Origin of the sequence: Kitasatospora sp. NPDC101447 (assembly GCF_044767225.1) — a bacterium.
Taxonomy (GTDB): domain Bacteria; phylum Actinomycetota; class Actinomycetes; order Streptomycetales; family Streptomycetaceae; genus Kitasatospora.
Map to the genome: position 1 here is coordinate 179,352 of NZ_JBIWNL010000005.1, position 24,229 is coordinate 203,580.

Below are 24,229 nucleotides of genomic sequence, written 5' to 3' on the forward strand. Positions count from 1 at the left end.
GCGTTACCGGCGGAGCCGGATCCGATGGCGGCGATGGACCGCCTCCTCGACGGCGTCCTCGCAGGTCGCGGTGGTGTCCTGGAGCTGGTGGGCGACCCCGGCACCGGCAAGACCCAACTGTTGAACGCCCTGGCCCGGCTGGCGGCGGACCGCGGCGCGGCGCTGCTGCGTGCCAGGGCCGTTCCGGGCGAGGCCAAGCCGTACCAGGTGTTCCGCGACGCCTGGTGCTCGGCGCCCGAACCGCCCGGTCCGCCCGCGCCGTCCGGCCCGGCACGCGTCCCCCGCTGGGACTCCGCCGCCGACCGGGAACTCGCCCGCGCGCTGGGCGCACTCGGCGGGGACGGCGCGGTCCTGCTGCTCGACGACCTCCACCACGCCGACCCGTCGTCCGCCCGGCTGCTCGGGCAGCTCCTCGACCAGCCGCCGCCCGGTCTGCTGCTGGCGCTCGCCCACCGGCCCCGGCAGACCCCGCCCGCGCTGCTCAGCGCGCTCGACGAGGCCGAACAGGCCGGCACCGCCACCCGGATCGAGCCCCGGCCGCTGGACACCGCCGCCGTCGCCGCGCTGCTGCGCGCGCACGCCGAGCGCACCGGGCCCGCCGGGCCGCCCGACCCGGCCGCCGAGCCGGCCGCAGCGCCGAAGGCCCCGCCGGCCGGGCTCACCGGCCCCGGCGCCGCCCCGGCCCGGTGGGAGGCGGAACGGCTGCGGGCGGCCTCGGGCGGCAATCCCCGGATCACGCGGATCCTGCTGGAGTACGGGCCCGAGCCCGGCCCGTCGCCCGCCGGTGGCCGCCCGCCCCGGGCCGCCGCACCGCTGCTCGCCGAACTCGACCTGCTCTCCCCGGCCGCCGCCGAGCTGCTGGACGCCGCGGCCGTGCTCGGTGAACCGTTCTGGCCCGGTGACCTCGCACAGGTCCGCGGCCTCGCCGCCGCCCCCGCCGCCGAGGCGCTGGCCGAGCTGACCCGGGCCGACCTGGTGCGCGCCGCCGGGCCCGGCGGCGAACTGGCCTTCCGTCACCCCGTGCTCGGGACGCTGCTCCACCGGCGGATCGACCCCGGTCTCCGGACGGCGCTCCACCGGCGCGCCCTGGCCCTGCTGGAGACCCGGGACGCCCCGGCCGCCGCCCGGGCCGGGCACGCCGAGCACACGGTCCGCGGCACGGACCCGGCCGAGGCGCTGCGGCTGCTGGCCGAGGGCGCGGCCGAGGTCTTCGCGACCGCGCCCGCCACCGCGGCGCGCTGGCTGCGCATCGTCCTGGCGCACCCGCCGCGGGACAGCCGGGACACCGATGCCCGGGTCCGCCTCGCGGTGGACTGCTGCCGGGCGCTGACCGCCGCCGGCCGGCCCGCCGAGGCGCGCGAGCTCGCCCACCGGGTCCTGCACGGCTCGCTCACCCTGGGCGAGGGCCCGCGCTCGGCAGTCCTCGCGGCCTGTGTCGGCGCGGAGCGGCTGCTCGGGCGGTACGCCGAGGCCGACGCCATGGCGCGCACCGTACTGGACTCGCTGCCCCGGCCGCTGACGGCCCCGCTGCCGGCCGAGACCGCCGAGCTGGTCTTCGACTACGGGCTGCTGCACGCGCTGCGCGGCACCGCCGCCGAGGTCCGCGACCTGGCCCACGAGGCGGCCGGGGTGGCCGGGCAGCCCGGCCGGACCGCGCTGCAGGTGCTGGCCGGCTTCTGCGACAGCTACGCGGGTGACTTCGCCCGCGCCGATCCGGCGGTGGCCGCCCTGGCCCACCTCGTCGACTCCCGACCGGACGGCTTCGCCGGCCGGGCCCCGGAGCTGCTGGCGCTGCTGGGCTGCGCCGAGCTGTACCTGGAACGGTTCACCGACGCCTACCGCCACCTGGACCGGGGCCTGTCGGTGTCCGGCGACGGCGCGCACAAGCACCTCGCCGTCGACCAGCTGCTCGGCCTCTCGATGCTCGACCAGTGGGCGGGCCGGCTCGACCTGGCGCAGCGCCGGGCCCGGCGCGCCGAGCGGCTGGCGGACGAGATCGGCGCCCCCGACGCCGCCGGGCTGGCGATGGCGATGCGCGCCTCCGCACTGCTCTGGGCCTCGCCCCGGCGGCGTACGGCAGAGGCCGTGGCGCTGGCCGAGCAGGGCCTGCGGACCACCGTCCCGGGGGCCGGGTGGTGGGCCGGCTCGGCGCTCGGTCTGCTCGCGGTGGCCCGGCTGGCCGGCGGCGATCCGGCCGGCAGTCTGCGTACCCTCGCCGACGGCGGCGGTCCCGACCTCGAACGGCTGCAACCACCGTCCAGGCCCTCGTTGTTCGCGGTGATGACGACGGCCGCCGCGCTGTGCGGGGACCTCGGGACGGCGCGGCGCAGCGCGGCGGCGGCCGACGAGGCGGCCCGGCGGCTCGGGCGGCCGACCTTCCAGCAGGCGCACGCCGACCGGGCGGGCGCGGCGCTGGCGCTGGCCGAGGGCGACCACCGGGCGGCGGCGCGGCTGGCGCTGGGGGCCGCCGAGGCCTTCGACGCGCTGCGCGTGCCGCTGCTGTCCGCCTGGACGGTGATCGGCGCGGCCCCGGCGATGGCGGCGGCGCTCGGCCGGCGGGCCGCGCTCGGCCGGCTCGACGAGGCCGTGGAGTCGGCCCGGCGGTGCGGGGCGCTGCGGCTGTGCGAGGACGGCGCGCGGGTCAGGTCGGCGCTGCTGGAACAGCCAGCCGCGCCGACGGCCGCCACCGGCGGATCGACGGCGGCCACTCGCGGTTCGACCGGGCTGAGCAGGTCGACCGGGCTGAGCAAGGCGACCGGGCCGACCGGCCTGAGCGGATCGACCGGCCTGACCGGCCTGAGCGGGTCGACGGGTCTGACAGGGCTGAGCGGGTCGACGGGTCTGACCGGGCTGAGCGCGCGGGAGCGCGAGGTGGCCGAACTCGCCGCGCAGGGGCTCAGCTCGCGCCGGATCGCGGAGCACCTGGTGCTCAGCCCGCGGACGGTGGAGACCCATCTGGGCAGCGTCTACCGCAAGCTCGGGGTGGCCTCGCGCGCGGCGCTGGCCCGGCTGCCGCTGGACACCGACGGCGGACTGCCGGGCGCCGGGCCCGCGGCCTGATGCTCCGCCAGGGCAACTGCTCGGTAACCATCTTGCGTAGGTCTACCGATGCCCGCGGTGGCACCCCGGGGCCAGACTCGACGGCGGACGGCCGACCGCCGCCCGCGCACCGCGACCCGGAGCGCCGGGACGGTCGTGGACCCTCCGTCCGCCCCCTCGCCCACAGTGGAGACCCCCGTGAAGCTCCGGACCGCCCTGAGCGCAGTCGCGCTCGGAGTCACCGTCCTCACCGCCGTTCCGGCGACCGTCCTGCCGCAGGCCGCCTTCGCGGCGGACTGCTACACCTCGTGCGACCCGTGGGACCACGACTACACCGGCGACGGCTTCGTCCTGGACGTCGACGGCCTCCCGCTGGACAGCACGCCGTTCCCGGACGACGACGTGATCCGGGTGATCGGACGGGCGCAGCCCGACCCGGTCCCGGTGCAGCCGGAGTGGACGCCGCCGAGCGGCGGCTCCACCGGTTCGAGCCCCGGCACCCGGGCGACGCCGGTGAAGATCGTCAACAAGAAGGTGATCCGCAAGGACTGCGTCCAGAACACGTCCGACCACCCGACCACGATCAAGACCACGACCAGCTACTCGGTGTCGTACAGGGTGAGCATGGAGCTCGGGATCGAGGCGCTGAACGCGCTGAAGCTCACCGTCGGGCACGAGCTGAACACCGTGTCCACCCAGTCCACCGAGGTCTCGGTGGAGATACCGGCCCACGGCACCTGGGCGCTGGGGGTGGAGTACCAGACGGTCGAGTACGCCATCACCGCGACCAACTGGATGGGCCAGACCGAGACCCAGTACGTGACGGTCACCCAGCCGACCGGCAGCCTGATCTCCGGTCCCTGCGGATGACCGCTCTGTTCGCCGAGCGCGGGGCACGGCCGGTCCGTCCGGTCGTGCCCCCGCCCGGGGCGACGGCGGTGCCGGCCGGGGCGCGCGGTCCGGCCCTCGCCGCGCTGGCCGAACTGCGCGAGGCCGCGGCCGACTTGGACAACCCGGACCTGTTCCACCGCCCCCGGCTCCGGACCCGCCTCCACCCCGGCCGGCTCGGCGGCACGGACCCCGGCCGGCTGGCCGAGCAGGCCGCGGCCTCCGCCGGGAACCGCGCCGCCGCCGGACTGCTCGCCGTGGCCTCCGTCCGGGCCGAGCTCCGGGAACGGCCGGGGCAACGGCCCTGCTTCACCCCGGACGCGCTCGTCGACCTGCAACGCCTGCTGGTCGCGGAGGACCCGTCCGTACCGGGCGGCGGCGGGCTGCGCCGCACCGACGCCCACGTGGTGTGGCCGGACGGGCGGCGGTTCGCGATCGCCGTCCCGCCCGGCCGGCCGCTGCACGGGCACCTCCGGCGCTGGCACGACTGGACGGTGACCACCGACTCGCCGCCCCTGGACCTGGCGGCCTTCGGAGTGCTGCGGCTGTACACCGTCCACCCGTTCCCGGACGGCAACGGCCGGCTCGCCCGGCTGCTCGCCCAGTGCGACCTGGTCGCGGCGGGCCTGCTGCCCGGGCTGCTGCTCGACCTGGACGGCTGGGTGGAGGCCCGGCGCGCCGTGCACGACGAGGCGATCGTGGCCGCGGCCGACGGCGACTGGGCGCGCTGGGGCGCGGTCTTCGCCGAGGCCGTCACCGAGACCGCCCGGCACCGCACCGCCACGCTCACCGCCCACCGGCGGCTGCTCACCGCCGCGATCGACGCCGTCCGGGAGGACCGGCAGGCGGTGGGCGTGCTGCGCGGGTTCACCGCCGCCCCGGCGGTGTCCGCCGACTGGCTGCGGCCGCGGCTGCCCTACGACCCGGCCACGGCGCTGGCCCGGCTGCGTCGGGCGGGGCTGCTCACCCGTCACCCCCGGCTGCCCGGGGCCCTGGTCCACCCGGGCCTGCTGGCGCTGCTCGACACGCCGTTCGCCGCCCGCCTGCCCGACGGAGCCCGGCCACGCTGACGGCCCGTGGTGTCGACGGCACCGACGGGGTCGACGGTGTCGGTCACGTCGTCGCGGGTGGTCCGGAGTGCGCCGGCGGGTTCCGGAACCGGGGCCCCGGTGCGCAGGCTCGAAGCGCCGACGGACCGACGGGATCACCCGTGGCCGGTGGCCGAGGGGGCTCCCCGCGATCAGGCGGCCAGGGTGAGGACCTGGCCGGGCAGGAGCAGGTCGGGGTCGTCGCCGACGGTGCCGCGGTTGAGGGCGTACAGAGCGGGCCAGCCGCCGGGGACGCCGGCCGCCTGCGCGATGTCCCCGAGGGTGTCGCCCTCCCCCACCGTCCACGTGTCGGTGCGCCGGTCGCCGCTCGCCTCCGCGGCGGTGTCCGGGTCGGCGGTGTGCTGCGGGGCGAGGGAGGCCGCGGGTACGTGCGGCCGGGCGTACACCGGGCGGTTGCCGCGCCCGCGGCCGTCGGTGCGCGCGGCGGTGTGGGCGGTGGGGTGCGCGGCGGAGCGGTCACCGCCGTGGGCGGACCGGGCCCCGCAGGCCGGCCAGGGCGTCAGGCCGCGGCGTGCGGCGAGCCGTTCGGCCACCGCGATCTGCTGCTCCCTCGTCGCCCGGTCCGCGCGCGGCGCGTAGGCGAGGCCCCCGTTGGAGCGCCAGGTCGCCTCGTCGAACTGCAGGCCCCCGTAGTAGCCGTTGCCGGTGGAGGTGTTCCACCGCCCCCCGCTTTCGCACCGGGCCACCGCGTCCCAGTCCGCACCGGCCCGGACACCTCCCGCCGCCGCGGCAGCGGTCGACGCTCCCGGACCGCCGGAAACGACGCCGAGCGCGAGCAGGACGAGCGGGAGAAGGACGATCAGACGGCGCACCGCCACGGGCAGCAGCGACATGAGCACTCCTGGACTCGGGAACGAGCACTGGGCACCGCGGTGCCCCCTCCAGCCATTCACCACTCCGGCGCCGTCCGACCGCCGACGGGCCGGTGACTCCTCCGGGCAGCCGCCCTACACCACTCGAACGCCGGTGGGCACGAGGCGTCGCCCGGCGGGTTGTCGCAGTTCTGTACCGGAACCCGGCGGTCCGATCATCGACGGGCCGCCGGTGGCTATCGTCGGCCGGGCATCGAGCATCGCGACGACAGGGGACGTGTGAACGACGGGGGACGCGCGGACGGCGGGAACGAGGTCGCGCCGGGAACCGGCACGGCGGCCTGGGCGAGGGCCGGCCAGAGGACGGTGCGGTTCCTGCTGACGGCGTTCGCCGGTGCGGGGATCGCCCTGCTCCTGCTGGGGCTCGGGCTGGCGTGGCTGGTGGACTGGAGCGGCCCGAACCCGACCGACACCGGCGGCTTCGGGGACTACCTGCTGGTTTCCGCCCTCTGGGCGGTCGGGGCGGGGGTGGCCGGCCTGGTCGGGGCGCAGCTGCGGCCCTCCCGGGGCGAGGGGTCGGACCTGGCCTGGCTGGCCTGGTGCGACCTCGGCCTGGTGCTCGCGCTGCTGTGGCCGTTGCAGGTGTTGGCCGTCGCTGCCGTCGTCGGGTTCGCCGCCGTCACCGGAGTGCGGGCCGGTGGCCGGGTGCGGGCCGGTGGCCGGGCCCGGTGGCTGCGCGGGTGTGGGGCACTGGCGGGGGCGTGCCTGTCCGTCGCCGGGGCGGTGTGGGGTGTCACCGGCTACGCGGCCGAGCAACCGTGGACGTCCGGCGATCCCGCCGACCGGGCCGTCGTCGGCACCTGGAGCGGCCCGAACGGCGAGACCCTCGCCCTGGCGGCCGACGGCACCTTCCGCGCCACCGCTGCCACCACCGCGACGGCCGCGGCGGGGGCGCGACACTCCCTCACGGAGCCCTGGTACCAGGGCGAAGGCCGTTGGAAACTGACCGACATGGTCGGCCCGGGCCGGACGCTGACCCTCACCTTCGCCTCCGGCACCGACGACCTGGTGGTGTACGGGGCGCTGACCCCGTCCACGCTCTGCCGGCCCTACGCGGAGGAGTGGTGCGACGCCGCCCTCCACCGGTGACGGCCCGGCCGGCCACGCGCGCGACCGGCCACGGGCACGACCGGCCACCCGCGACCGGCCGGGCCGTCGAACACCCGGATCGGTCGGACACGTGCGTTCCGTTGCGAGGGCCAACTATTCACCGGGGACGGGGGTTTGGGGCGCAAGGCAGGACGGCGGCGGTGCCGACGGTCGGATGATCGGGGGATGGCCCACGCCGCGAGCCCGTACTCGTTTCCGCTCCCGTCGGTTCCCTTCCCGATGGCCCCGGTTCCGCTGCCGCCCCGGCCACCGCACGTCCATCCGCCGTCCCCGCCGCCCCGGCCCCAACCACCGCCGACCGACTGCCCGACGCCCAGCCCCACGCCCAGCTCCACGCCCACACCCACAGCCAGTCCCCCGGCAACGCAGCCACCGACGACCTCGCCCGCACCCACCGCACCGTCCGCGTCGCCTGCCCACCCGTCGCCGATCCACCCGTCGCCGTCGCACCCCGGGCCGGCCGCCGAGGTTCCGGCGCCGCCGCCGGCCCGGGTTCACGAGGGAACGCGGCCGACGGCGCCCCGGGCGACGCCCGGCCCGACGACGCCCGCACCCGCGACGTCGCGTCCCGCCGCACCGACGCCCCTGCCAGTCGCCGACCTCGGCGCCACCACGACCGCATCGGCGGTCGCCGCCCCGCCGCCCGACGGACCGGACGCGCCCACCGTGCCGGCTCTCGCGCCCTCCGTGTGGGCCACCGTCGTCGTCCTCACCGTTCTGCTGCCCGCCGCGCTCGCCGCGGTGTTCGGCCACCACCGAGCCCCCGTCAGGAGCCGCCGTTGAACCCCGGACCGCTGATCGCCGCCGCCCTCGCCGCCGCGTCCCTCGCCGTGGCCCACCGGCTCCGCCCGCGCTCCCCCGAGGGCGAGGGCCCGCCCGAACCGCACGCCACGCTGGCCAGCATCGGCTCCGGCCTGCTCTCCGGCTTCACCCTGCTCACCGGCTTCCTGATCGCCACCGGCTGGGCCGCCCGGAGCACCGGCATCACCCCGCCCGGCGGCCTGTACGCGGCCGACCTCGCAGCAGGCACGGCCGTGCTGCTCTACCCGGCCCTGGCCGGGCTGCCGTTCACCCCCCGGTACGTGACGGCGGTCTGCCTCTTCGGCCTGCTCGTGGGCTACACGACGGCACTGGCATTCCAGCTCCGACCGTAGCCCTGCCCGGGCGGTACGGGGCCTGTCCGAGCCGGGCGCCCTCGCGCCACGAAAACCGTGTGCCCTCACCCGTCGCGGTGTCCAATACTCGGCGCCATGCAGGCCTTCCCCACGAACCCGGACCGGCTCGAAGCGCCGGTGCAGCTGACGGACGACACCGGCACCGCGTGGCAGCTCCGGAAGAAGCGGATCGACCTTCGCGCGGTGCGCCGGCTGATGAAGGACCGCGCCGCGACGGTCGTCCTCGGCGAGAGCGGGGGCACTCGCCCCCGGCTCGTCGCGGACAGCGAGCGCCCGCAGCTCTGGGACGAGGTCAAGGACGGCTACCGGGGGCCCGGCGGTGGCGGGACCGCGGGCCGCTACCTCGCGCACGAGTTCCGTGCGGATTCCGACCGCCGCATGCTCTACGTGGAGGAGCACTGCTGACCGCGAGGCGGATCACGCCCGTCCTCGTCCGAGGACGCGCTCGGCTCGGGCCGCAAGTTCCGCCCTCGTCCGACCCCCGCACCTCTTTTTCGTCATCTTGACGAAAAAGGGGTCCGCGCCATATCGTCGCCATGACGAAAAGGGGGCCCTCCGATGGCCGACATCACCCGACGATTCGGGCTGCGCCACCTGCGCGCCGTTCCCACCGCCCATGTCCGCCACCTGCGGCGCGGGCGGGTCGCCCACGAGGGGGCCGGGCTGGCGTTCTGGTTCCGGCCGCTGACCGCGGCGATCTCCGAGGTCCCGGTGGACGACCGGGAGCTCGCCATGCTCTTCCACGCCCGCACCGCCGACTTCCAGGACGTCACCGTCCAGGCGACGCTCACCTACCGGATCACCGACCCGGCCACCGCCGCCACCCGCGTCGACTTCGGGATCGACCCGGACACCGGCGCCTGGCGCGCGGCCCCGCTCGACCAGCTCGCCACCCTGCTCACCGAGACCGCCCAACAGCACGCGCTGGGCCTGCTCGCCCGCACCCCGCTCGCCGCCGCCCTCGTGGACGGGGTCAGCGCGGTGCGCGAGCGGATGACCGAGGGCCTGGCCGACGAGCCGCGGATCACCGAGACCGGGCTCGCCGTGATCGCCGTCCGGGTGGTGGCGCTGCGGCCCGAGCCGGAGGTCGAGCGGGCGCTGCGCACGCCCGCCCGCGAGCTGGTGCAGCAGGAGGCCGACCGGGCGACCTTCGAGCGCCGCGCGGTGGCCGTCGAGCACGAGCGCGGCATCGCCGAGAACGAGCTCGCCAACCGGATCGAACTCGCCCGCCGCGAGGAGCAGTTGCTCGCCCAGCAGGGTGCCAACCGGCGACTCGAAGCGGAGGAGGAGGCCGTCGCCGACCGGGTCCGCACCGACGCCGAGGCGCAGCGCCGCACCCGGCTGGCCGCCGCCGAGGCGCAGGCCGCCCGCGAGCTCGGCGACGCCCGGGCGGCGGCCGAGGCCGCCTGGCTGGCCGCCCACCAGCAGGCCGATCCGGCGGTGCTGCGGGCGCTGGCGCTGATGCGGCTGGCGGAGCACCTGCCGCGGATCGACAGCGTGACGCTCACCCCGGACGTGCTCACCGGTCTGCTGGCCCGCCTCGGCGCCCCCGGGGCGCAGCGGTGACCCTCGCCCCGCGGGTGGTGCTGGTGCACCGGCGCACCGAGTACGAGGAGCTGGTGGCCCGTCACGGCACGCCCGGGCAGGCGGCGTTCTTCCTCGCCTCGCGGGGCCGCTCGGTGGAGGAGGTCGAGCAGCGCCATGCCCGGCAGGCGGCGGCGCTCGCGCGGGCGGCGGCGGCCGTGCCGCTGGACTGGCGGCGCAGCCGGGTCGAGCGGGCGGACCTGCCGCGTTTCCTCTTCGAGCCGGGGGACGTGGTGGCCGTGGTCGGGCAGGACGGCCTGGTGGCCAACGTCGCCAAGTACCTGGACGGCCAGCCGGTGGTCGGCGTGGACGCCGAGCGCGGTCGCAACGCCGGTGTGCTGGTCCGCCACCGGGTGGAGGCGCTGCCCGCGCTGCTGCGGGCGGCGGCGGGCGGCGAGGGGTCTCTGGAGGAGCGGACGATGGTCGAGGCCGTCGCGGACGACGGCCAGCGGCTGCTCGCGCTGAACGAGGTGTACGTCGGGCAGCCCGGCCACCAGACGGCGCGCTACCGGCTGGCCGTCGAGGGTGACCCGGAACCCCAGGCCTCCTCGGGGGTGCTGGTCGGCACGGGGACCGGTGCCACCGGCTGGTGCCGTTCGGCATGGCTGGAGCGCGGCGGCCCGCTCGCGCTCCCCGCCCCGGGTGCCCCGGCCCTGGCCTGGTTCGTCCGCGAGGCGTGGCCCTCCCCCACCACCGGCACCACCCGGGTGCACGGACTGCTGGACGGCGGGCGGCAGTTGGTCCTGACCGTCGAGTCCGAGCACCTGGTCGCCTTCGGGGACGGCATCGAGGCGGACGCCCTCGAACTCGTCTGGGGCCAGAGCGTCCGCCTCGGGGTCTCCACGACGTGCCTGCGCCTGCTGGCGTGAGCCCGGCCCCGCGCGCCGCCGGGCGGGGTGCGGGGCGGCGCGCGGGGGTGGGAGAGGGCGGTCAGGCCCCGTGAGCACCGCCCGCCCACACGGCGGGGGTCCGCTGCGACCAGGGAGCGGCCTGTTCCAGCTGTCCGGCGAGACGGAAGAGCAGGTCCTCGCGGCCGTGTCCCGCCGCGAACTGGATGCCGATGGGCAGTCCGGTGGCGGGGTCGGTCTCCAGCGGCACGGACATCGCGGGGGTGCCGGCGACGTTGAACGCAGCCGTGAAGGGCGAGCGATGCAGGACCTGCCGGAGCCAGCCGACCGCGTCGCCGCCCTCGGCGCCCTCGGCGTACCCGCCCAGGGGGACGGGCAGTTCGGGCAGGGTCGGGGTGAGCAGCAGGTCGTACTCGGCGAAGTAGCGGCCGATCGCGCGGGCGACGCCGTTGCGCATCGCGAGCGCCTGGACGAACTCCGTCCCGCCGACCGTCCGCCCGTAGGCGTAGCTGGTCAGCGTCTCGGGTTCGAGGGTGGTGGAGTCGACCGGTCGCCCGGAGGCCGCGGCAAGGCCGTCGATCCAGACTGCCAGATTGGTGGTCCAGAGGCGGGCGTTGGCCAGGACGAACTCCTCCCAGTCGACGCCGAGGTCGACCCTGACCTCCTCCACTCGGTGCCCCAGCGATTCGGCGAGCCGGGCGGAGCGGAGGGCGGCGTCGACGACGGTGCCCTCGACGGCCCGGCCGCCCCAGGGCCGGGTGAGCAGGCCGATCCGCAGGCTGCCCGGGGAGCGGGTGACCTCCTGCGCATAGGGCCGCTCGGGCCGCTGCGCGGAGTACGGGTCACCGGCCTCGGCGCCGTGGACGAGGTCCAGCAGCGCGGCGCTGTCGCGCACCGAGCGGCTGAGGACACCGTGGACGGCGAGGCCGTTGAAGACCTCGTCCGCGTCGGGGCCCATGGATATCCGGCCGCGGGTCGGCTTCAGCCCGAACAGGCCGTTGGCGGCGGCGGGGACGCGGATGGAGCCCGCCGCGTCGGTGGCGTGCGCGATCGGGACGATGCCGGCAGCGACGGCGGCTCCCGAGCCGCCGCTGGAGCCGCCGGGGCTGCGGGTCGGGTCCCAGGGGTTGCGGGTGGGGCCGTACAGGGCGCCTTCCGTGGTGGTGCTGTACGCGAACTCGGGAGTGGTGGTGCGTCCGAGCGTCACCAGTCCGGCGCGGCGCAGGCGCGTCATGAGCGTCGAGTCGGCTCCGGCGACGTTCCCCGCGGCGAGCCGGCTGCCCAGCTCGACCCGCCGGCCGGCCATGGTGACGGCGAGGTCCTTGATCAGGAAGGGCACCCCCGCCAGCGGGGTACTGCCCGGGGCCGGCGCGTCCTGGGCCGGCCAGGTCTCGACGACGGCGTTGATCCGCGGATTCACCGCCTCGGACGCGCGCCGGGCGGTCGAGGCAAGTTCCGCGGCGGTCACCTGGCCGCGGGCCACCAGGTCGGCCAGGCCGACGCCGTCATAGGTCACGTACTCGGAGAGCTTCATCTTCGTCCGTTCTGGAGGGTCGACACCGGTCGGCGATACCGATCGGTCTTGCATGAGACCGATCGGTATCGTCCGGGACTGAGCGGTACCGTAGCATCGGAAGCAGGCGGCGCAACGCCCCACTGGAACGAGGAGGGGCCGCAGGGTGAGCACGGACGGGATCGGCGGAGCCGACAGGGCCGGCAGGCGGAGCAGGGTGGCCACGTTGCCGCCCCGGGAGCGGATCCTCGACGCGGCGGAGGAGCTCTTCGCCCGCGAGGGGATCAAGGCCGTCGGCGTCCAGGCGATCGCCGACCGGGCCTCGACCACCAAGATGGCGCTGTACCGTCACTTCGCGACCAAGGACGCCCTGGTGGAGGAATGGCTGCGCATCGTCGCCGCCGACTACACCGCCGTGTTCGACCGGTTGGCGGAGGCCCACCCCGACGACCCCCGGGCCCAGATCCTGGGGATGGCCCGGTTCATCGCCGACGGACTTCCCGGGATCTCCCACCGGGGGTGTCCGTTCATCAACTCCATCGCGGAACTGCCCGACCGCGCGCACCCGGCGCGGCGGCTGATCGAGGCCCACAAGGCCGGCCAGCTGCGCCGGCTCACCGACCTGTGCGCCCGGGCCGGACTGCCCGACCCGGACGAGGCGGCTGCGGAGCTCACCTTCGTCCTGGAAGGAGCCCAGGTGAGCACCCAGAACGGGAGCGTCGAGCACGCGGGCGAGCGGCTCATGAGGATCGTCGGGGCCGTCCTGGAACGGCACCCGGCCCCTGCCCCCGACGGCCCGTCACGGCACCGGACCGGCCGACCGCCGGGGAACGGCTGACGGACGGCCGGGGAAGGGAGCGCCGACCGCCGGGGAACGGCTGACGGACGGCCGGCGGCCGGCTCGGCAGCGGGTCAGGAGCCGCCCGCCACCAGGCCGTCCACCTGGTCGCGGTCGATGCTGAGCGCCATCCCGCCGTACGTCTCGTTGACGCCGCCCCGGTACTGGTGGATGCGGTGGCCGGTCCACAGGTCGTCGGGCAGCCCGGCCTGGCCGGTGGTCGTGGCCTTTCCGTCCCAGCGGGCGTACCAGATCGCGTCCGGCAGCGGGGACCGTCCGGCCCGGGCGGCGGCGACGATGTCCGCGATGCCGGAGTCCATGCTGGAGTAGAAGCCCGAGCGGTACCCGGCCTCCTGCAGGGCCCTGGTCCAGCCAGCGGTGAAGTCGACCACCGCCCGGCTGCACACCGCGTCGCCCGACGGGTACGCCTCCATGTCGAGGTACACCGGGCTGCCCGGCCCCAGCCCGAGCGTCTGCAGCGCCTGCGCCGCCTCCGCCGCCTCCTCCCCGCCCTGCTCCTCGGCCCGGTCCGGGTCGATCCGCAGCGGCTTGTCCGGGCGCGCGGCGCAGGGCGCCTGGAGCCCGACGTGCGTGGGCACCAGCTGCCACCCCATCGCGCGGACCTGGGCCACCCACTGCGGCGTCAGCCGGCTCTGCGTACAGGCGCGCTGGCCACCGCTGCTGTAGATGTTCACCGCGCCGTACGGCGAGGCGGTCCACCAGACGGACATGGCGTCCAGCGACGGCGCCGAGCAGGCGTCGAACCCGGGCCCGGTGTAGCGGTACTCGGGCAGCGCTTCGTCCGGTCGTGGTCCGCTCGGCGGCGGACCGGGCGGCAGCGGTACGGGCGGTCGTGGCACGGGCGGCAGCGGTACGGGCGGCAGCGGTACGGACGGCAGCAGCCCGGCGAGGGGGCCGGAAGCGGGCGCGGCAACGGGCACGGGCCGGACGGCCGGCTCCCGCGCGTCGTGGGCGAGCCCGTGGGCGGCGCCGGGGAGCATGGCGAGCACGGCCGCGGCGGGGAGCGCGGCGAGGGACGAAAAGCGCATCCCCCCGTTCTAACCGCCGCCGGGGACGCCCCCGCGTCACACTGCGGCCGTGCCGCACCCGTTCACCCGCAAGCGCGACACCGCCGAGCCGAACGTACCGGACGCGGGCCGGCCGGCTCGGACGGAGCCTCACCACACCGTTCCCGCCCGGCCGACCGGGACTTCACTGCGGTCGGGCGGTCCGGCGCAGCGCGGCCGTGAAGGCGGCCGCGTGGCGGGCGATGTGTGCCGCGTCGGCCCGGTATCAGTCCGGGGCGGGGGCCGCCTCGGGGCGGCCGGGGCCGATAACGGGGTCGGCACCGGGGCCGAGAACGGGGCCCGGCTGTGCGGCGCGCGCGGGGGCGCGCGGGGTTTCGGGTGCGCGGTGGAGCAGGCTGAGCCCGCCGCCGACGGCCAGGGTGACCACCACGCCGATGGGGACCAGCCACTGGGCGGCGATGGCCGTGGGCACCGTCCCGGCGGCCGTGGTGACGTCGATCTTCACCCCGCGCACGAGGTAGGTCATCGCGGCGACGGTGACCACGAAGGCGAGCACGGAGTCGGTCCCGTTGGCGCGCCGCACGAGGCGGCCGAGCAGGAAGGCGCCGAGCAGTGCGCCGTAGGTGTAGCCGGCGATGGTCAGGCCGGTGAGGTAGACGTTGCCGGTGCTGGTGCTGAAGGCGCAGGCGAAGACGGCCATCAGCGCGGCCCACACCAGGGTCATCACGCGGGCGAGCCTGAGGAGGAACTCCTCGGAGGGCGTGCTGCGGAAGAAGCTGTGGATGATGTCGGCGACCGTCGAGTTCGACATGGAGTTCAGCGCCGAGGACAGCGAGCCCATGGCGGCGCCGAGGATGCCGGCGACGAGCAGGCCGGAGACCACCACGGGCAGCCCGTGCAGGATGAAGTCGGGGTAGAGGTTGTCGGAGCTGCCGAGTCCGAGCGCCTTGAAGCTCTTGCCCTCGTTGTAGGACCAGAGCAGGGCGCCGACGAGGGAGAAGGCGGCGAACTGGAGGGTGACGAACACGCCGGAGGCGATCATCGCCTTCTGGCCGTCGCGCAGGGTCCTGGTGGCGAGGATGCGCTGCACGATGAGCTGGTCGGAGCCGTGGCTGGCCATGGCGAAGATCGCGCCGCCGACGATCGCGGTCGGTAGCGCGAACGGGCTGGTGAGGACGTGGGCGGGGGCGAAGTCGGTGTCGAAGAGCCGGAACCGGCCGGCGTCCAGGGCGCGCGCGTAGCCGTCGGTGCCGACGTGGCCGGACAGCACCGCGATGGTGAGGAGTGCGCCGCCGAGGTAGAGGCCCATCTGGATGGCGTCGGTCCAGATGACGGCCCTGATGCCGCCGAGGTAGGTGTAGACGACCGTGATCAGCGTGAGCACGATGATGATGGTGCGGTAGCCGGTGTGCACGCCGAACTCGCCGAGCAGCAGCTTGATCGGGATCGCCGAGGCGAACAGGCGCACGCCCTCGGCGAGCAGCCGGGTGACGACGAAGGTCACCGAGGCGAGCCCCTGGAGCCCGGGGCCGAACCTGCTGCCCAGGTACTGGTAGGCGCTGACGAAGCCGCCGCGCTTGTACAGCGGGATGAGCGCGGTGGCCACGACGACGCGGCCGATGACGTAGCCCAGGGCCAGTTCGACGTTGCCGAAGCCCTGCCCGCCGTAGGCGCCGCCGGGCAGGCTGATGACGGTCAGCACGCTGGTCTCGGTGGCCACGACGGAGAACGACACGGTCCACCAGGGCATGTGGCCCTCGCCGACGAAGTAGTCCTTCGCGGTCCGCTGACGGCCGGCCAGCCGCAGACCGATCACCGCGATGGCGACCAGGTAGACGACGACCACGAGAAGGTCGAGTTGGCGCACGCTCTCTCTCCTGTCTCTCTCCCGGCCGCCGTTCCCTCCCGCCCCCTGCGCTCTCCCGGCTCCGGGCCCGCTCCCGACGTCTCCTCATCATCACGCACCGGAGCCGGTCTCAGGGCCGAAAGCCCGGATGCCTGCTGACGTGCCGTCCGATCACAATCTGAGAATCGGATGATCTGTGAGACGGCGGTGACCTCCGGTGGGATGCTGTGCCCTTGGTCCGACCACCGCACCGACCCGGGAGCCACCCATGCCGCTGTTCGGCAACCGCAAGAACCTTCCGAAGCCGCTCTGCGACGAGCACGGCCCGTGCAAGGCGCTGGCCGCGATCTCGGTCTTCGAGGTCCGGGACCGGCTGCGGCTGCTGGTCGCCCCGACCCGGTCCCTGGGCCCCGACCCCATGGCCCGGCCGATCGACGACGAGCTGTCGGTCGTCCTGTGCGTGAACGGCGGCAAGCGCGGCGGGGCGACCGAGGCCCTGTCGATAGCCGAGCACGCCGCCGACCAGTGGAGTGTCAGCCGGGCCGAGCTCTGGGAGCGGGCCTTCGCCAACCTCGCCACCGAGAAGCTCAACCGACAGTCCTTCAACGCGACGAACGGCGACGTCCTGTACGCCGTCAACGGGATGGGCGTGTGGCCCGGCGCCGCCCAGGCCCTGCGCCTGGAGAACGCCCTGGGCGGGGCCGAGCTGCCGTACGGCGCGCTGGTCACCCTGCCGACGAGCAACGCCTTCTGCGCGGCACCGATCCGCACCGGCTCGTCGCTGAACGCGATCCGCTTCATGATCGACCTGTCGAAGCAGCTCCAGGCGAACGACCCGGCCCCGCTGACCTCCTCGATCTTCTGGTACCGGGACGGCTGGCTGGAGAACCTGAACGTCGGCGACAACGGGATGATGCGGCCCTCCGCCCGCTTCCGGGAGATGGCGAACGGCCTCCCGGCCGCGTGAGGCCCGTCCGGATCGTGATCCCGGCTCGCCCGCCGGGGGCTGCCGGCCGTCCGCCGGACGATTGGCACGGTGTGCGAAGCACTCGCCCCGCCGTCACCCGCCCCCGGGGGCCGGGAACCCGGTGTCCACGGGGTGCGTCCTCGTCGTCGGTCGGCGTGCCGTAGGGTGCCGCGCCGGCAGGCACAGTCGGCGGTGGCGCACGGCGAGCACGACACGGAGCGGGGAGCAGCAGACGATGGACGACCGGACGCAGCAGGGCGACAGACCCGGCGGGGGCGGCACGCCCTCCACCGCCCCCGGCGAGGCCCCTCGGGCCGAGGACGCCCGGGTTGACGAGGCCGGCGTCGACGAGGCCGGCGTCGACGAGACCCGGGCCGAGGACTCGCAGACCGAGCAGACCGAGCAGACCGAGCAGACCGCGGAGTCCGCGGAGGCCCGGCCCGAGGAGCCGCAGGTCGAGAAGCCGCAGGTCGAGGACGCCCGGCCCGAGGACGCGCGCGGGGCCTGGGAACTCCCGGGCTACCTCCACGACCGTGAACTCGGCGCCGGAGCCAGCGGCCGCGTCGTACTCGCCCACCACCTGGAGACCGGCACGCCGGTCGCGATCAAGTACCTGCACGACCGCGTCGGCACGCCCGCGCTGCGCGCCGAGGCCGAGGTCCTCGCCCGGATCGACTCCCCGCACATCACCCGGCTCTACGAGTACGTGGAGGGGGCGCGGGGCTCCGCCATCGTGATGGAGCTGGTGGACGGCATCGCCCTGCGCGACCTGCTGCGCGCGGAGGGCGCCACCAGCGCGCAGGCCGCCCTGGTGGTGCTCAAGGGCTCCCTGCTGGGCCTGGCCGCCGCCCACGAGGCCGGGGTGGTGCACCGCGACTACAAGCCCGCCAACGTGCTCGTCGACACGGCCGGCACATCGAAGCTCGTCGACTTCGGCATCGCGGTGCCCAGCGGCGACGACCGCGACGTCTCCGGCACCCCCGCCTACATGCCGCCCGAGCAGTGGGCGGGCCGCCCGGCCTCCCCGGCCGGGGACGTCTACGCCGCCACCGTCACGTTCTTCGAGTGCCTCACCGGCGCCCGCCCCTTCGAGGGCGCCACGATCGCCGAACTCGCCGTCCAGCACGCCGAGGCGCCGATCCCCGCCGAACTCGCGCCCGACCTCGTCCGGCCGCTGATCCTGGCCGGTCTGGCCAAGGACCCGGAGGCCCGTCCCGACAGCGCGGCCGCGTTCGTCCGCGAGCTGGAGGCCGTCGCGACGACCGGCTACGGGCCGGGCTGGGAGGAACGGGGCCGCCTCGACCTGCTGGGCCTGCTCGCGCTGCTCGCGCCGCTGCTGCCCGGCGCCGGCGCGGCCGGCGCCACCTCGCTGGCCCACACGTCCGTGGGTTCCCAGAGCTCCCTGGGTTTCCTGGAGTCGCTGGGCTCCCAGGGTGCCGTGAGCGCCCTCGGCACCCAGGGCGCGGCTCCTGCGGCCCAGCAGATCCCGCACCCGGTCCCGCCCGGCCGCGGCGTGCTCCGGCGCAACCGCGGCAAGGCCCTCACCGGCGTCGCGGCCGGCGCCCTCACCCTCGCCACCCTGGCCGGCCTGGCGGCCGCGGGGGCGACCGACGGCGGTGCCCGCACGGTCGTCGGCGCAGCCTCCCCGGAGGCGACCACCAGCATCGACCCGCAGACGCCGACGGACGGCCCCGCCTCCCCCATCCCGAGCGGCGACGGCTCCACGCCGAGCCCGACGGCCTCCACCTCCGCCCCGACGGCTTCGCCCACGGCCACCCCGAGCACGCCCGGCAGCACCCCCACCGCCACCCCGACCTCCAAGGCGCCCACGGCACCCGCCACGCCCGGCCGGCCGGCCCCCGGCGGGCCGCCCGCACCGTCCACCCCCGGCGCGCCCGCCCCCACCACGGCCGCGCCGGCACCGCCCCCGGTCACCGCCCCGCCGAGCCCCAGCCCGAGCCCGACGGTCGCCCCCGCCACCCTGACGGTCGACTCGGTCAGCCTGGCCCCCGTCACCTGCAGCGGCCGTTGGAGCCTGACCGCGACGGCCACGGTGACCGCCCGGGGCACCGGCAGCGGGACACTGACGTTCAGCTGGTACCACAGCTCGGGCGGCCGCGCGGTCACCGTCGCGACCGACACCGTGCCCGTGGTGAACGGCACCGCCACCATCAGCCGCGCGCACGACTTCGGCTCCGCCGACACCTTCCCGACCTGGGGCGTGCGCGTCACCACCACCCCGGCGGCGGGCAAGGCGGGCACCACGTCCTCCGAGACGTCCGCCTTCCTCTGCAACCCGCCCCGCTGACGCCCCGGCACCTGATCCTCCCGTTGCCCGTGCCGTTCCAGTCTGCTCCCCCTTTCCGTCCCCGTTCCCGTCCTGGAGAAGCCATGTCCACCTCCCGCCCCGACTCCGCGCCCGACCCGGGCGCGGACAGGACCGTCGTTCTCGGCAAGCACCCGGCCGCCGACGGCGGTACGGGCGGCGGAGCCGCCGTGGGCGAGGCGACCGTCCGACTGCCCCGCGAGACGGAGGCCACGGTCCGCCTCACCGGCACCCCCGGCGGGACGGGAGCGAGCGCCGAGGGGGCGGAGTCGGAGGGACCCGACGGCGGTACGGGCGGCGGAGCCGCCGTGGGCGAGGCGACCGTCCGGCTGCCCCGCGAGACGGAGGCCACGGTCCGCCTCACCGGCACCCCCGGAGGGACGGGGGCGGGCGCCGAGGGGGCGGAGTCGGAGCCGGAGAGCGCGACCTTCCTCGACCCCCGGGTCTGGGGCAGCGAACCGCGGAGCGGGCAGACCCTCACCCTCACCGACTCCACGCGGACCGAGGAGTCCACCGCTCCGGCCGCAGCCCAGGACGCCGAAGCGGCTCCCGCCGTCCCCCCTGCCCCTGCCGTCCCCGCCGACAGTGCAGCCAGTGCAGCCGCCGCCTCGTCGTCCTCCTCCGGGTCCGTCACCCCGGCGGAACGCCCGCTCGCCTCAGGGGAGTTCCGCCACTTCGGCCCCGGCGTCCCGCCGCGGGCGGCCGCCGCCTGGCACGGCCAGACGGTGCCGGAGACCGGACAGCCACGGCCGCCTCGCCGGGTGTGGCGGTGGCTGACCCCGTTGCTCGTCGTCCTCCTGGCCCTCGCGGCCTTCCTGTTCTGGCGCCACCTGCGCCCCCCGGCCCTGGCCGTCACCGGTGTCACCGTAACGACCGACCAGGCGAACCCCGGCTGCGCGGCCACCGCGGTGGTCACCGCCGCCGTCGAGACCAACGGCGGTGCCGGCACACTGCGCTACCGCTGGGTGCGCAGCGACGGCACCACCTCGGACGAGATCGTCCAGGACGTCCGCTCCGGTGTGCACCACACCGACCTGGTGCTGCGCTGGAGCTTCGAGGGCCAGGGCGCGCTCCAGGCCACCGCGACCCTGCAACTCCTCGCCCCGGCCGCCCGCACCGCCGCCACCTCGTTCACCTACCACTGCAGCTGAAGCCCGTCGCCTGCCGCCTGCCCCACGCGGGCGGGCGGTCCGGGCGGGCGGTCCGGGCGGATGTCCGGGTGGCAGGCCGGGTGTGCCTCACCCGAGGCGGACGGGGGCCTGCGCGTGGTGGTACAGCTGCGCGATGTCGAGCGGTGGGAGCCGTGACAACGTGGTGCGGGCTGTGTTCATCGCGGCGGCGTGACGGGGGTCGCCGAGGACGGCCGTCATGGCTTCGGCGATCTCGTCGCGGGTCGCGGTGAGGTCGAGCGCACGGCCGAGCCCGCGCCGGGCGAACGCGGCGGTGTTGCCGGGCTGGTCGGCGAGAACGCCCATGCCCAGGACGGGCGTTGCGCCCTGGACGGCGTCGAGCAGGGAGGCCCGGCCGCCGTGTGTCACGAACAGGTCGGCGCGGTGCAGGAGCGCCGGCTGCGGGGCGTGCTCGACGACCGTGATGCGCGGGTCCGCGCTGTGCAGGTCCTCGGCGAGGCGTCCTGCGGACACGATCGCCTCGCAGCCGATGTCGGAGAGTGCGGCCGTGATCTCCCGGTACGCACCCCCGACGACGCTGCGGAGGCCGGCCATCGCGGTGGTGAGGGTGCCGAGGCTCACGTAGACGAGCGGCCGGGACGAGGAGGAGGCGCGCCCCCGACGGTCGGGCTGAGCGGTCCGGAAGCTCGCGACGGTGCGTCGGACGGCGTGCGCCGAGGGTGGGGGCGCCGCGTGGAACCACGGGAGCGGCGCGGGGGTGAGCATCGGGGGCAGTAGGGGGACGTCCTGACCGTACCGGTCGTGGAGGGGCGCCAGGGCGGGTACGACGTCGGTGTCCCAGAGTTCCAGGAGCAGCGGGCCGAGCCCGTTGTCCGCTGCCAGCAGTGGCAGGTGAAGGACCCTCGCCGCGAGGTGCGCGCCGAGGTCGCTGCACTCGGCGATCACCAGATCGGGCCGTGTGCGGGTCCACGCGGTGATCAGGTCGCGGGCCTTCCGTTCGGCCCGGTCCGGCCAGAGCCGACCGAAGACGTGGCGGTTGAAGGACGCGTTCCCGTACTCCTTCCAGATCTCGCTCGCCTCCTGCTGCACGGCGGGATCGCAGGTCCAGTCCGACCCTGCCCGGTGGAACTCCACTCCTCGGCGCCGGGCTTCGAGGCGGAACATGGGAGGGGCGTGGAGCGCGACCCTGTGGCCCTGCTCAAGGGCCGGGCCGATGACGTAGTCGAGCGCGGACACGTGCGAGGGGACCGGCTCGGCGGTGATGGCGATCCGTAAGGCCACGGGGGACTCCAAGTGGTGTGGTGCGGGCCCGCGTTGCGGGCTTTGCGGGCGGTGCGTCGACCGGATGACCGGGCTCGACGACCGAAGCGTGCGTGGCGGCCCGTCCCGGCGACCAGAGCTGACGGCACGATGGGTAGGGTGGAACGGCTGATGGGGCTCTGACCAGCGGGGGCGGAACGGGCCTGGAACGCCGGACCGGGACGCCGGGGGATCGGAGGGGACAGGTGTCACAGGACACGGGGGCCGGGGAGGCGGAGGAGTTCGCGCGGCTGCTGCGGGAACTCAAGGACCGCTCGGGCCTGAGCTACGGGACGCTGGCCAAGCGCCTGCACATGAGCACGTCGACGCTGCACCGCTACTGCAGCGGCACGGCGTTGCCCAACGAGTACATGGCGGCGGAGCGCTTCGCACGGTTGTGCCGGGCGACGCCGGAAGAGCTGGTGGAACTGCACCGGAGCTGGATCCTGGCGGACGCGGCACGGGGGCGGCGGACGGAGCGGGCCCCGGAGCCGGCGCCGGAACCCAAGCCCGATCCGGCTCGGACTCCGGCTCCGGCTCCGGCTCCGGCTCCAGCGCCGGCTCCAGCGCCGCCCGCCTCCCCGGCGGCCGGGGAAGCGGGCGCTGAACCGGTCGTCGAGGTGGTGACGCCGCCCGGATCGCCGCGGCGCCGCCGCAACGTGCTGATCGCCTCCGCCGCGGCCGTCGCGCTGCTGGCCGCCGTGGTGGTCTTCGTGCGTCCCGGCGGCTGGGGCGGCGACGACTCGGGCGGCCGGCAAGCGGCCGGCGCCACCGCGTCGGGCGCGACGGCCACGGGCACGACAGCGCTGCCGGGGCCGCCGCCCTCCGCCGTCTCCGCTGCCTCCACCGCCGGGACGGCGAGCCCGTCGGACACCGCCACGGCAGCCGCCACCCCGCCCGGGACCGCGGCTCCCGGGTCCGCCACCCCCGGTGCCACCCCATCGGCCGACGCACCCCCGCCGCTCACCGTCGGCACCCGGCCGTACGTCTACGACAACCCGTGCAGCCAGCACTTCCTCGTCAACAGCGCGCCCGCCCAGGTCGGGCCGCCCGCCCCCGAGCGCGACGCCCCGCGCTGGGCCGCCGCCTACGGTGCGGTGTCCTCCGGCGAGCAGGAGATCGCCTTCACCGTCCAGGGCACCGGAGCAGACACGGTCGTCCTGGAGGCGCTGCACGTGCGGGTCGTGTCCAGGGGTGCGCCGCTCGCCTGGAACGACTACTCGATGGCCGTAGGCTGCGGCGGCGAGGTCGACATCAAGTCCTTCGACATCGACCTCGACCGGGGCAGCCCCACCGTCACCGTCAAGGGCGGCCAGCGGAACTTCCCGTACAAGGTCAGCGAGTCCGACCCGGAGGTCTTCTACGTCATCGGCCACACCAAGGCGCACGACGTCCGCTGGGACCTCACCCTGGACTGGTCGAGCGGCAGCCGCCGCGGCACCATCCGCATCGACAACGGCGGCACCACCTTCCGCACCAGCGCCAACGTCAACCGCCCGGGCTACGACTACCCGCTGGGCCCCAACGAGTGGATCAAGCGAACGGACGGGTAGGAGCTGTCGGGTCCGGTCGTCGACGGCGTGTTCCGGCCTTTGCTTCAGGCGCCGGTGGCGGCGGCCGTAAGTCGATTGCCGGAGCTCGGCGGCTGCGCGACCATCGTCGGATGGAAACGGACGAGGGTCGGAAGCTGGTTCGGGTGGTGCAGACGTGTTCTGCCTGCCCGTCGCAGTGGGATGCCTGGACGGCGGACGGCCAGTACCTGTACCTCCGGTACCGGCACGGTGAGGGCAGCGTCGAGTGGCACCCCGGGCCTGACGATGAGGCCGACACGCCGGAGTCCTGGAACGCGGGCCTCTCGGGGCTCCTGGTCGAGTGGGACGACGGCACCGACGGCGGTGTCATCAGCCTCGGGGACTTCCTCGCGGCAGCGGGTCTGGTGCTGGCGCCGGGTGCCGCGGTGAGCTGAGGCCGTGACACAGCGTCGGGCGCGCGGCCGGGCGACGGTCACCCGACCGACCGGACAGCGTCAGGGCCCGCCGTCAAAGCCCCGCGGGCGGGGGTTCGACGACGGGCCCTGACGTGCCCGGCGGCTAGGTCAGCACAGCATGTCTTGGCCGCTGTTGACGACGGAGCCGTTCGAGAAGTTCCACTCCGGCGTGTGCCCCTCGCGGGAGCAGCCGCTGAACTCGGCGATGCCGTAGTAGAGGCGGTCGCTGGAGGGGTTGGAGTAGATCGACAGCTTGCTGTGTCCGGGGAGGAACGAGTCCCACCAGGCCGTCCCGTCCCACACGACCGTCGGGGACGCCGGGCCGTACTCGGAGCCGCCGCCGGAGGAGTTCCGGACCTCGATGAAGCCGTTGGCCCTGGTCCAGTTGGTGTTGGTGATGTGGGCTTCGGTGTAGGCGCCCGAGGTGCACGAGTCCCACGCGAGGTAGAACGTGCCCATGGTGTGGCCACCGCTCCAGATGTAGCGGGTCGGGCCGAGCTGGGACAGTCCACAGGCGTGCGCGGTGGCGGCCGGGCCGGCGACGGCCACCGTCAGGCCGCCGGCTGCGACGGCGAGCGCGGTGATGCCGGCCCGGATCCGGGTGCGGAGTTTCATTTCACGTCCCCCTTTGTGAGCTGAACTTCCTCGCTCGAACGGTGCCACGGAATCC

Annotated in this window: 20 protein-coding genes; 14 read left to right on the plus strand and 6 right to left on the minus strand. The window is 75.7% G+C overall.

From position 1 onward, the window contains the following. The first annotated feature begins 33 nt into the window (after window positions 1-33). The 3 genes from ACIRST_RS09770 (at window position 34) to ACIRST_RS09780 (ending at window position 4,997) form a co-directional block, all read left to right on the plus strand. A complete protein-coding gene (locus ACIRST_RS09770) occupies window positions 34-3,060 on the plus strand; it encodes a LuxR C-terminal-related transcriptional regulator (protein WP_402801286.1) in 3,027 nt (1,008 codons plus the stop codon). Window positions 3,061-3,237: 177 nt separating this feature from the next. After that, complete coding sequence (locus ACIRST_RS09775) at window positions 3,238-3,909, plus strand: DUF6426 family protein (RefSeq protein ID WP_350520612.1); 672 nt, start codon at window positions 3,238-3,240, stop codon at window positions 3,907-3,909. Next, window positions 3,906-4,997, plus strand: a complete 1,092-nt coding sequence (locus ACIRST_RS09780) for a Fic family protein (RefSeq protein WP_402801288.1) — start codon at window positions 3,906-3,908, stop codon at window positions 4,995-4,997. The genes ACIRST_RS09775 and ACIRST_RS09780 overlap by 4 nt, the downstream gene beginning before the upstream one ends. A 170-nt stretch (window positions 4,998-5,167) precedes the next feature. Here the strand turns inward: ACIRST_RS09780 and ACIRST_RS09785 are convergent, their stop codons facing one another. Continuing rightward, window positions 5,168-5,869, minus strand: a complete 702-nt coding sequence (locus ACIRST_RS09785; protein ID WP_350520614.1) for a transglycosylase family protein — start codon at window positions 5,867-5,869, stop codon at window positions 5,168-5,170. Between the two features lie 258 nt (window positions 5,870-6,127). Between ACIRST_RS09785 and ACIRST_RS09790 the strand changes: the two genes are divergently transcribed. The 5 genes from ACIRST_RS09790 to ACIRST_RS09810 all read left to right on the plus strand — a co-directional run bounded on the left by ACIRST_RS09790 (window position 6,128) and on the right by ACIRST_RS09810 (window position 10,646). Continuing rightward, complete coding sequence (locus tag ACIRST_RS09790; RefSeq protein WP_350520615.1) at window positions 6,128-6,997, plus strand: hypothetical protein; 870 nt, start codon at window positions 6,128-6,130, stop codon at window positions 6,995-6,997. Between the two features lie 800 nt (window positions 6,998-7,797). Then, on the plus strand, window positions 7,798-8,172 hold the full coding sequence (locus ACIRST_RS09795) for a hypothetical protein (protein ID WP_402801292.1): 375 nt from the start codon (window positions 7,798-7,800) through the stop codon (window positions 8,170-8,172). A gap of 96 nt (window positions 8,173-8,268) precedes the next feature. Then, window positions 8,269-8,598, plus strand: coding sequence for a hypothetical protein (locus tag ACIRST_RS09800; RefSeq protein WP_350520617.1), 330 nt, complete (start codon window positions 8,269-8,271; stop codon window positions 8,596-8,598). Between the two features lie 153 nt (window positions 8,599-8,751). Beyond that, window positions 8,752-9,759: an SPFH domain-containing protein gene (locus ACIRST_RS09805; RefSeq protein ID WP_402801295.1), complete on the plus strand. Its 1,008-nt coding sequence runs from the start codon at window positions 8,752-8,754 to the stop codon at window positions 9,757-9,759. Beyond that, window positions 9,756-10,646: a hypothetical protein gene (locus ACIRST_RS09810; protein WP_402801298.1), complete on the plus strand. Its 891-nt coding sequence runs from the start codon at window positions 9,756-9,758 to the stop codon at window positions 10,644-10,646. The genes ACIRST_RS09805 and ACIRST_RS09810 overlap by 4 nt, the downstream gene beginning before the upstream one ends. 61 nt (window positions 10,647-10,707) lie before the next feature. Here the strand turns inward: ACIRST_RS09810 and ACIRST_RS09815 are convergent, their stop codons facing one another. Then, entirely contained in the window at window positions 10,708-12,159 is a 1,452-nt protein-coding gene (locus ACIRST_RS09815) for an amidase (protein WP_402801301.1), read from the minus strand. A gap of 196 nt (window positions 12,160-12,355) precedes the next feature. On the opposite strand from ACIRST_RS09815, the gene ACIRST_RS09820 reads away from it, so the two are divergent. Further along, a complete protein-coding gene (locus ACIRST_RS09820; protein ID WP_402801304.1) occupies window positions 12,356-12,976 on the plus strand; it encodes a TetR/AcrR family transcriptional regulator in 621 nt (206 codons plus the stop codon). 74 nt (window positions 12,977-13,050) lie between these two features. Here the strand turns inward: ACIRST_RS09820 and ACIRST_RS09825 are convergent, their stop codons facing one another. Together ACIRST_RS09825 and ACIRST_RS09830 are read right to left on the minus strand one after the other, a co-directional pair. Then, on the minus strand, window positions 13,051-14,025 hold the full coding sequence (locus tag ACIRST_RS09825) for a DUF1906 domain-containing protein (protein WP_402801307.1): 975 nt from the start codon (window positions 14,023-14,025) through the stop codon (window positions 13,051-13,053). Window positions 14,026-14,269: 244 nt separating this feature from the next. Continuing rightward, window positions 14,270-15,871, minus strand: coding sequence for a sodium:solute symporter (locus ACIRST_RS09830; protein ID WP_402801310.1), 1,602 nt, complete (start codon window positions 15,869-15,871; stop codon window positions 14,270-14,272). 247 nt (window positions 15,872-16,118) lie between these two features. Between ACIRST_RS09830 and ACIRST_RS09835 the strand changes: the two genes are divergently transcribed. From ACIRST_RS09835 to ACIRST_RS09845, 3 genes are all read left to right on the plus strand, one after another. Beyond that, on the plus strand, window positions 16,119-16,817 hold the full coding sequence (locus ACIRST_RS09835) for a hypothetical protein (protein ID WP_350520624.1): 699 nt from the start codon (window positions 16,119-16,121) through the stop codon (window positions 16,815-16,817). 235 nt (window positions 16,818-17,052) lie between these two features. Next, entirely contained in the window at window positions 17,053-19,125 is a 2,073-nt protein-coding gene (locus ACIRST_RS09840) for a protein kinase (protein ID WP_402801313.1), read from the plus strand. An 83-nt stretch (window positions 19,126-19,208) separates the two neighbouring features. Beyond that, entirely contained in the window at window positions 19,209-20,294 is a 1,086-nt protein-coding gene (locus ACIRST_RS09845) for a hypothetical protein (protein WP_402801316.1), read from the plus strand. Between the two features lie 87 nt (window positions 20,295-20,381). On the opposite strand, the gene ACIRST_RS09850 is transcribed toward ACIRST_RS09845, so the two are convergent. Continuing rightward, window positions 20,382-21,554, minus strand: coding sequence for a glycosyltransferase (locus ACIRST_RS09850; protein WP_402801319.1), 1,173 nt, complete (start codon window positions 21,552-21,554; stop codon window positions 20,382-20,384). Between the two features lie 224 nt (window positions 21,555-21,778). Here ACIRST_RS09850 and ACIRST_RS09855 point away from each other — a divergent pair, with 224 nt between their 5' ends. Beyond that, window positions 21,779-23,125, plus strand: a complete 1,347-nt coding sequence (locus ACIRST_RS09855; protein WP_402801322.1) for a helix-turn-helix domain-containing protein — start codon at window positions 21,779-21,781, stop codon at window positions 23,123-23,125. Between the two features lie 110 nt (window positions 23,126-23,235). Next, the gene (locus ACIRST_RS09860) at window positions 23,236-23,538 is read left to right on the plus strand and encodes a hypothetical protein (protein ID WP_402801325.1); all 303 of its coding nucleotides are present in this window, start codon (window positions 23,236-23,238) and stop codon (window positions 23,536-23,538) included. Between the two features lie 129 nt (window positions 23,539-23,667). Here the strand turns inward: ACIRST_RS09860 and ACIRST_RS09865 are convergent, their stop codons facing one another. Then, window positions 23,668-24,174, minus strand: coding sequence for a hypothetical protein (locus tag ACIRST_RS09865; protein ID WP_396550057.1), 507 nt, complete (start codon window positions 24,172-24,174; stop codon window positions 23,668-23,670). Window positions 24,175-24,229 lie beyond the last annotated feature (55 nt).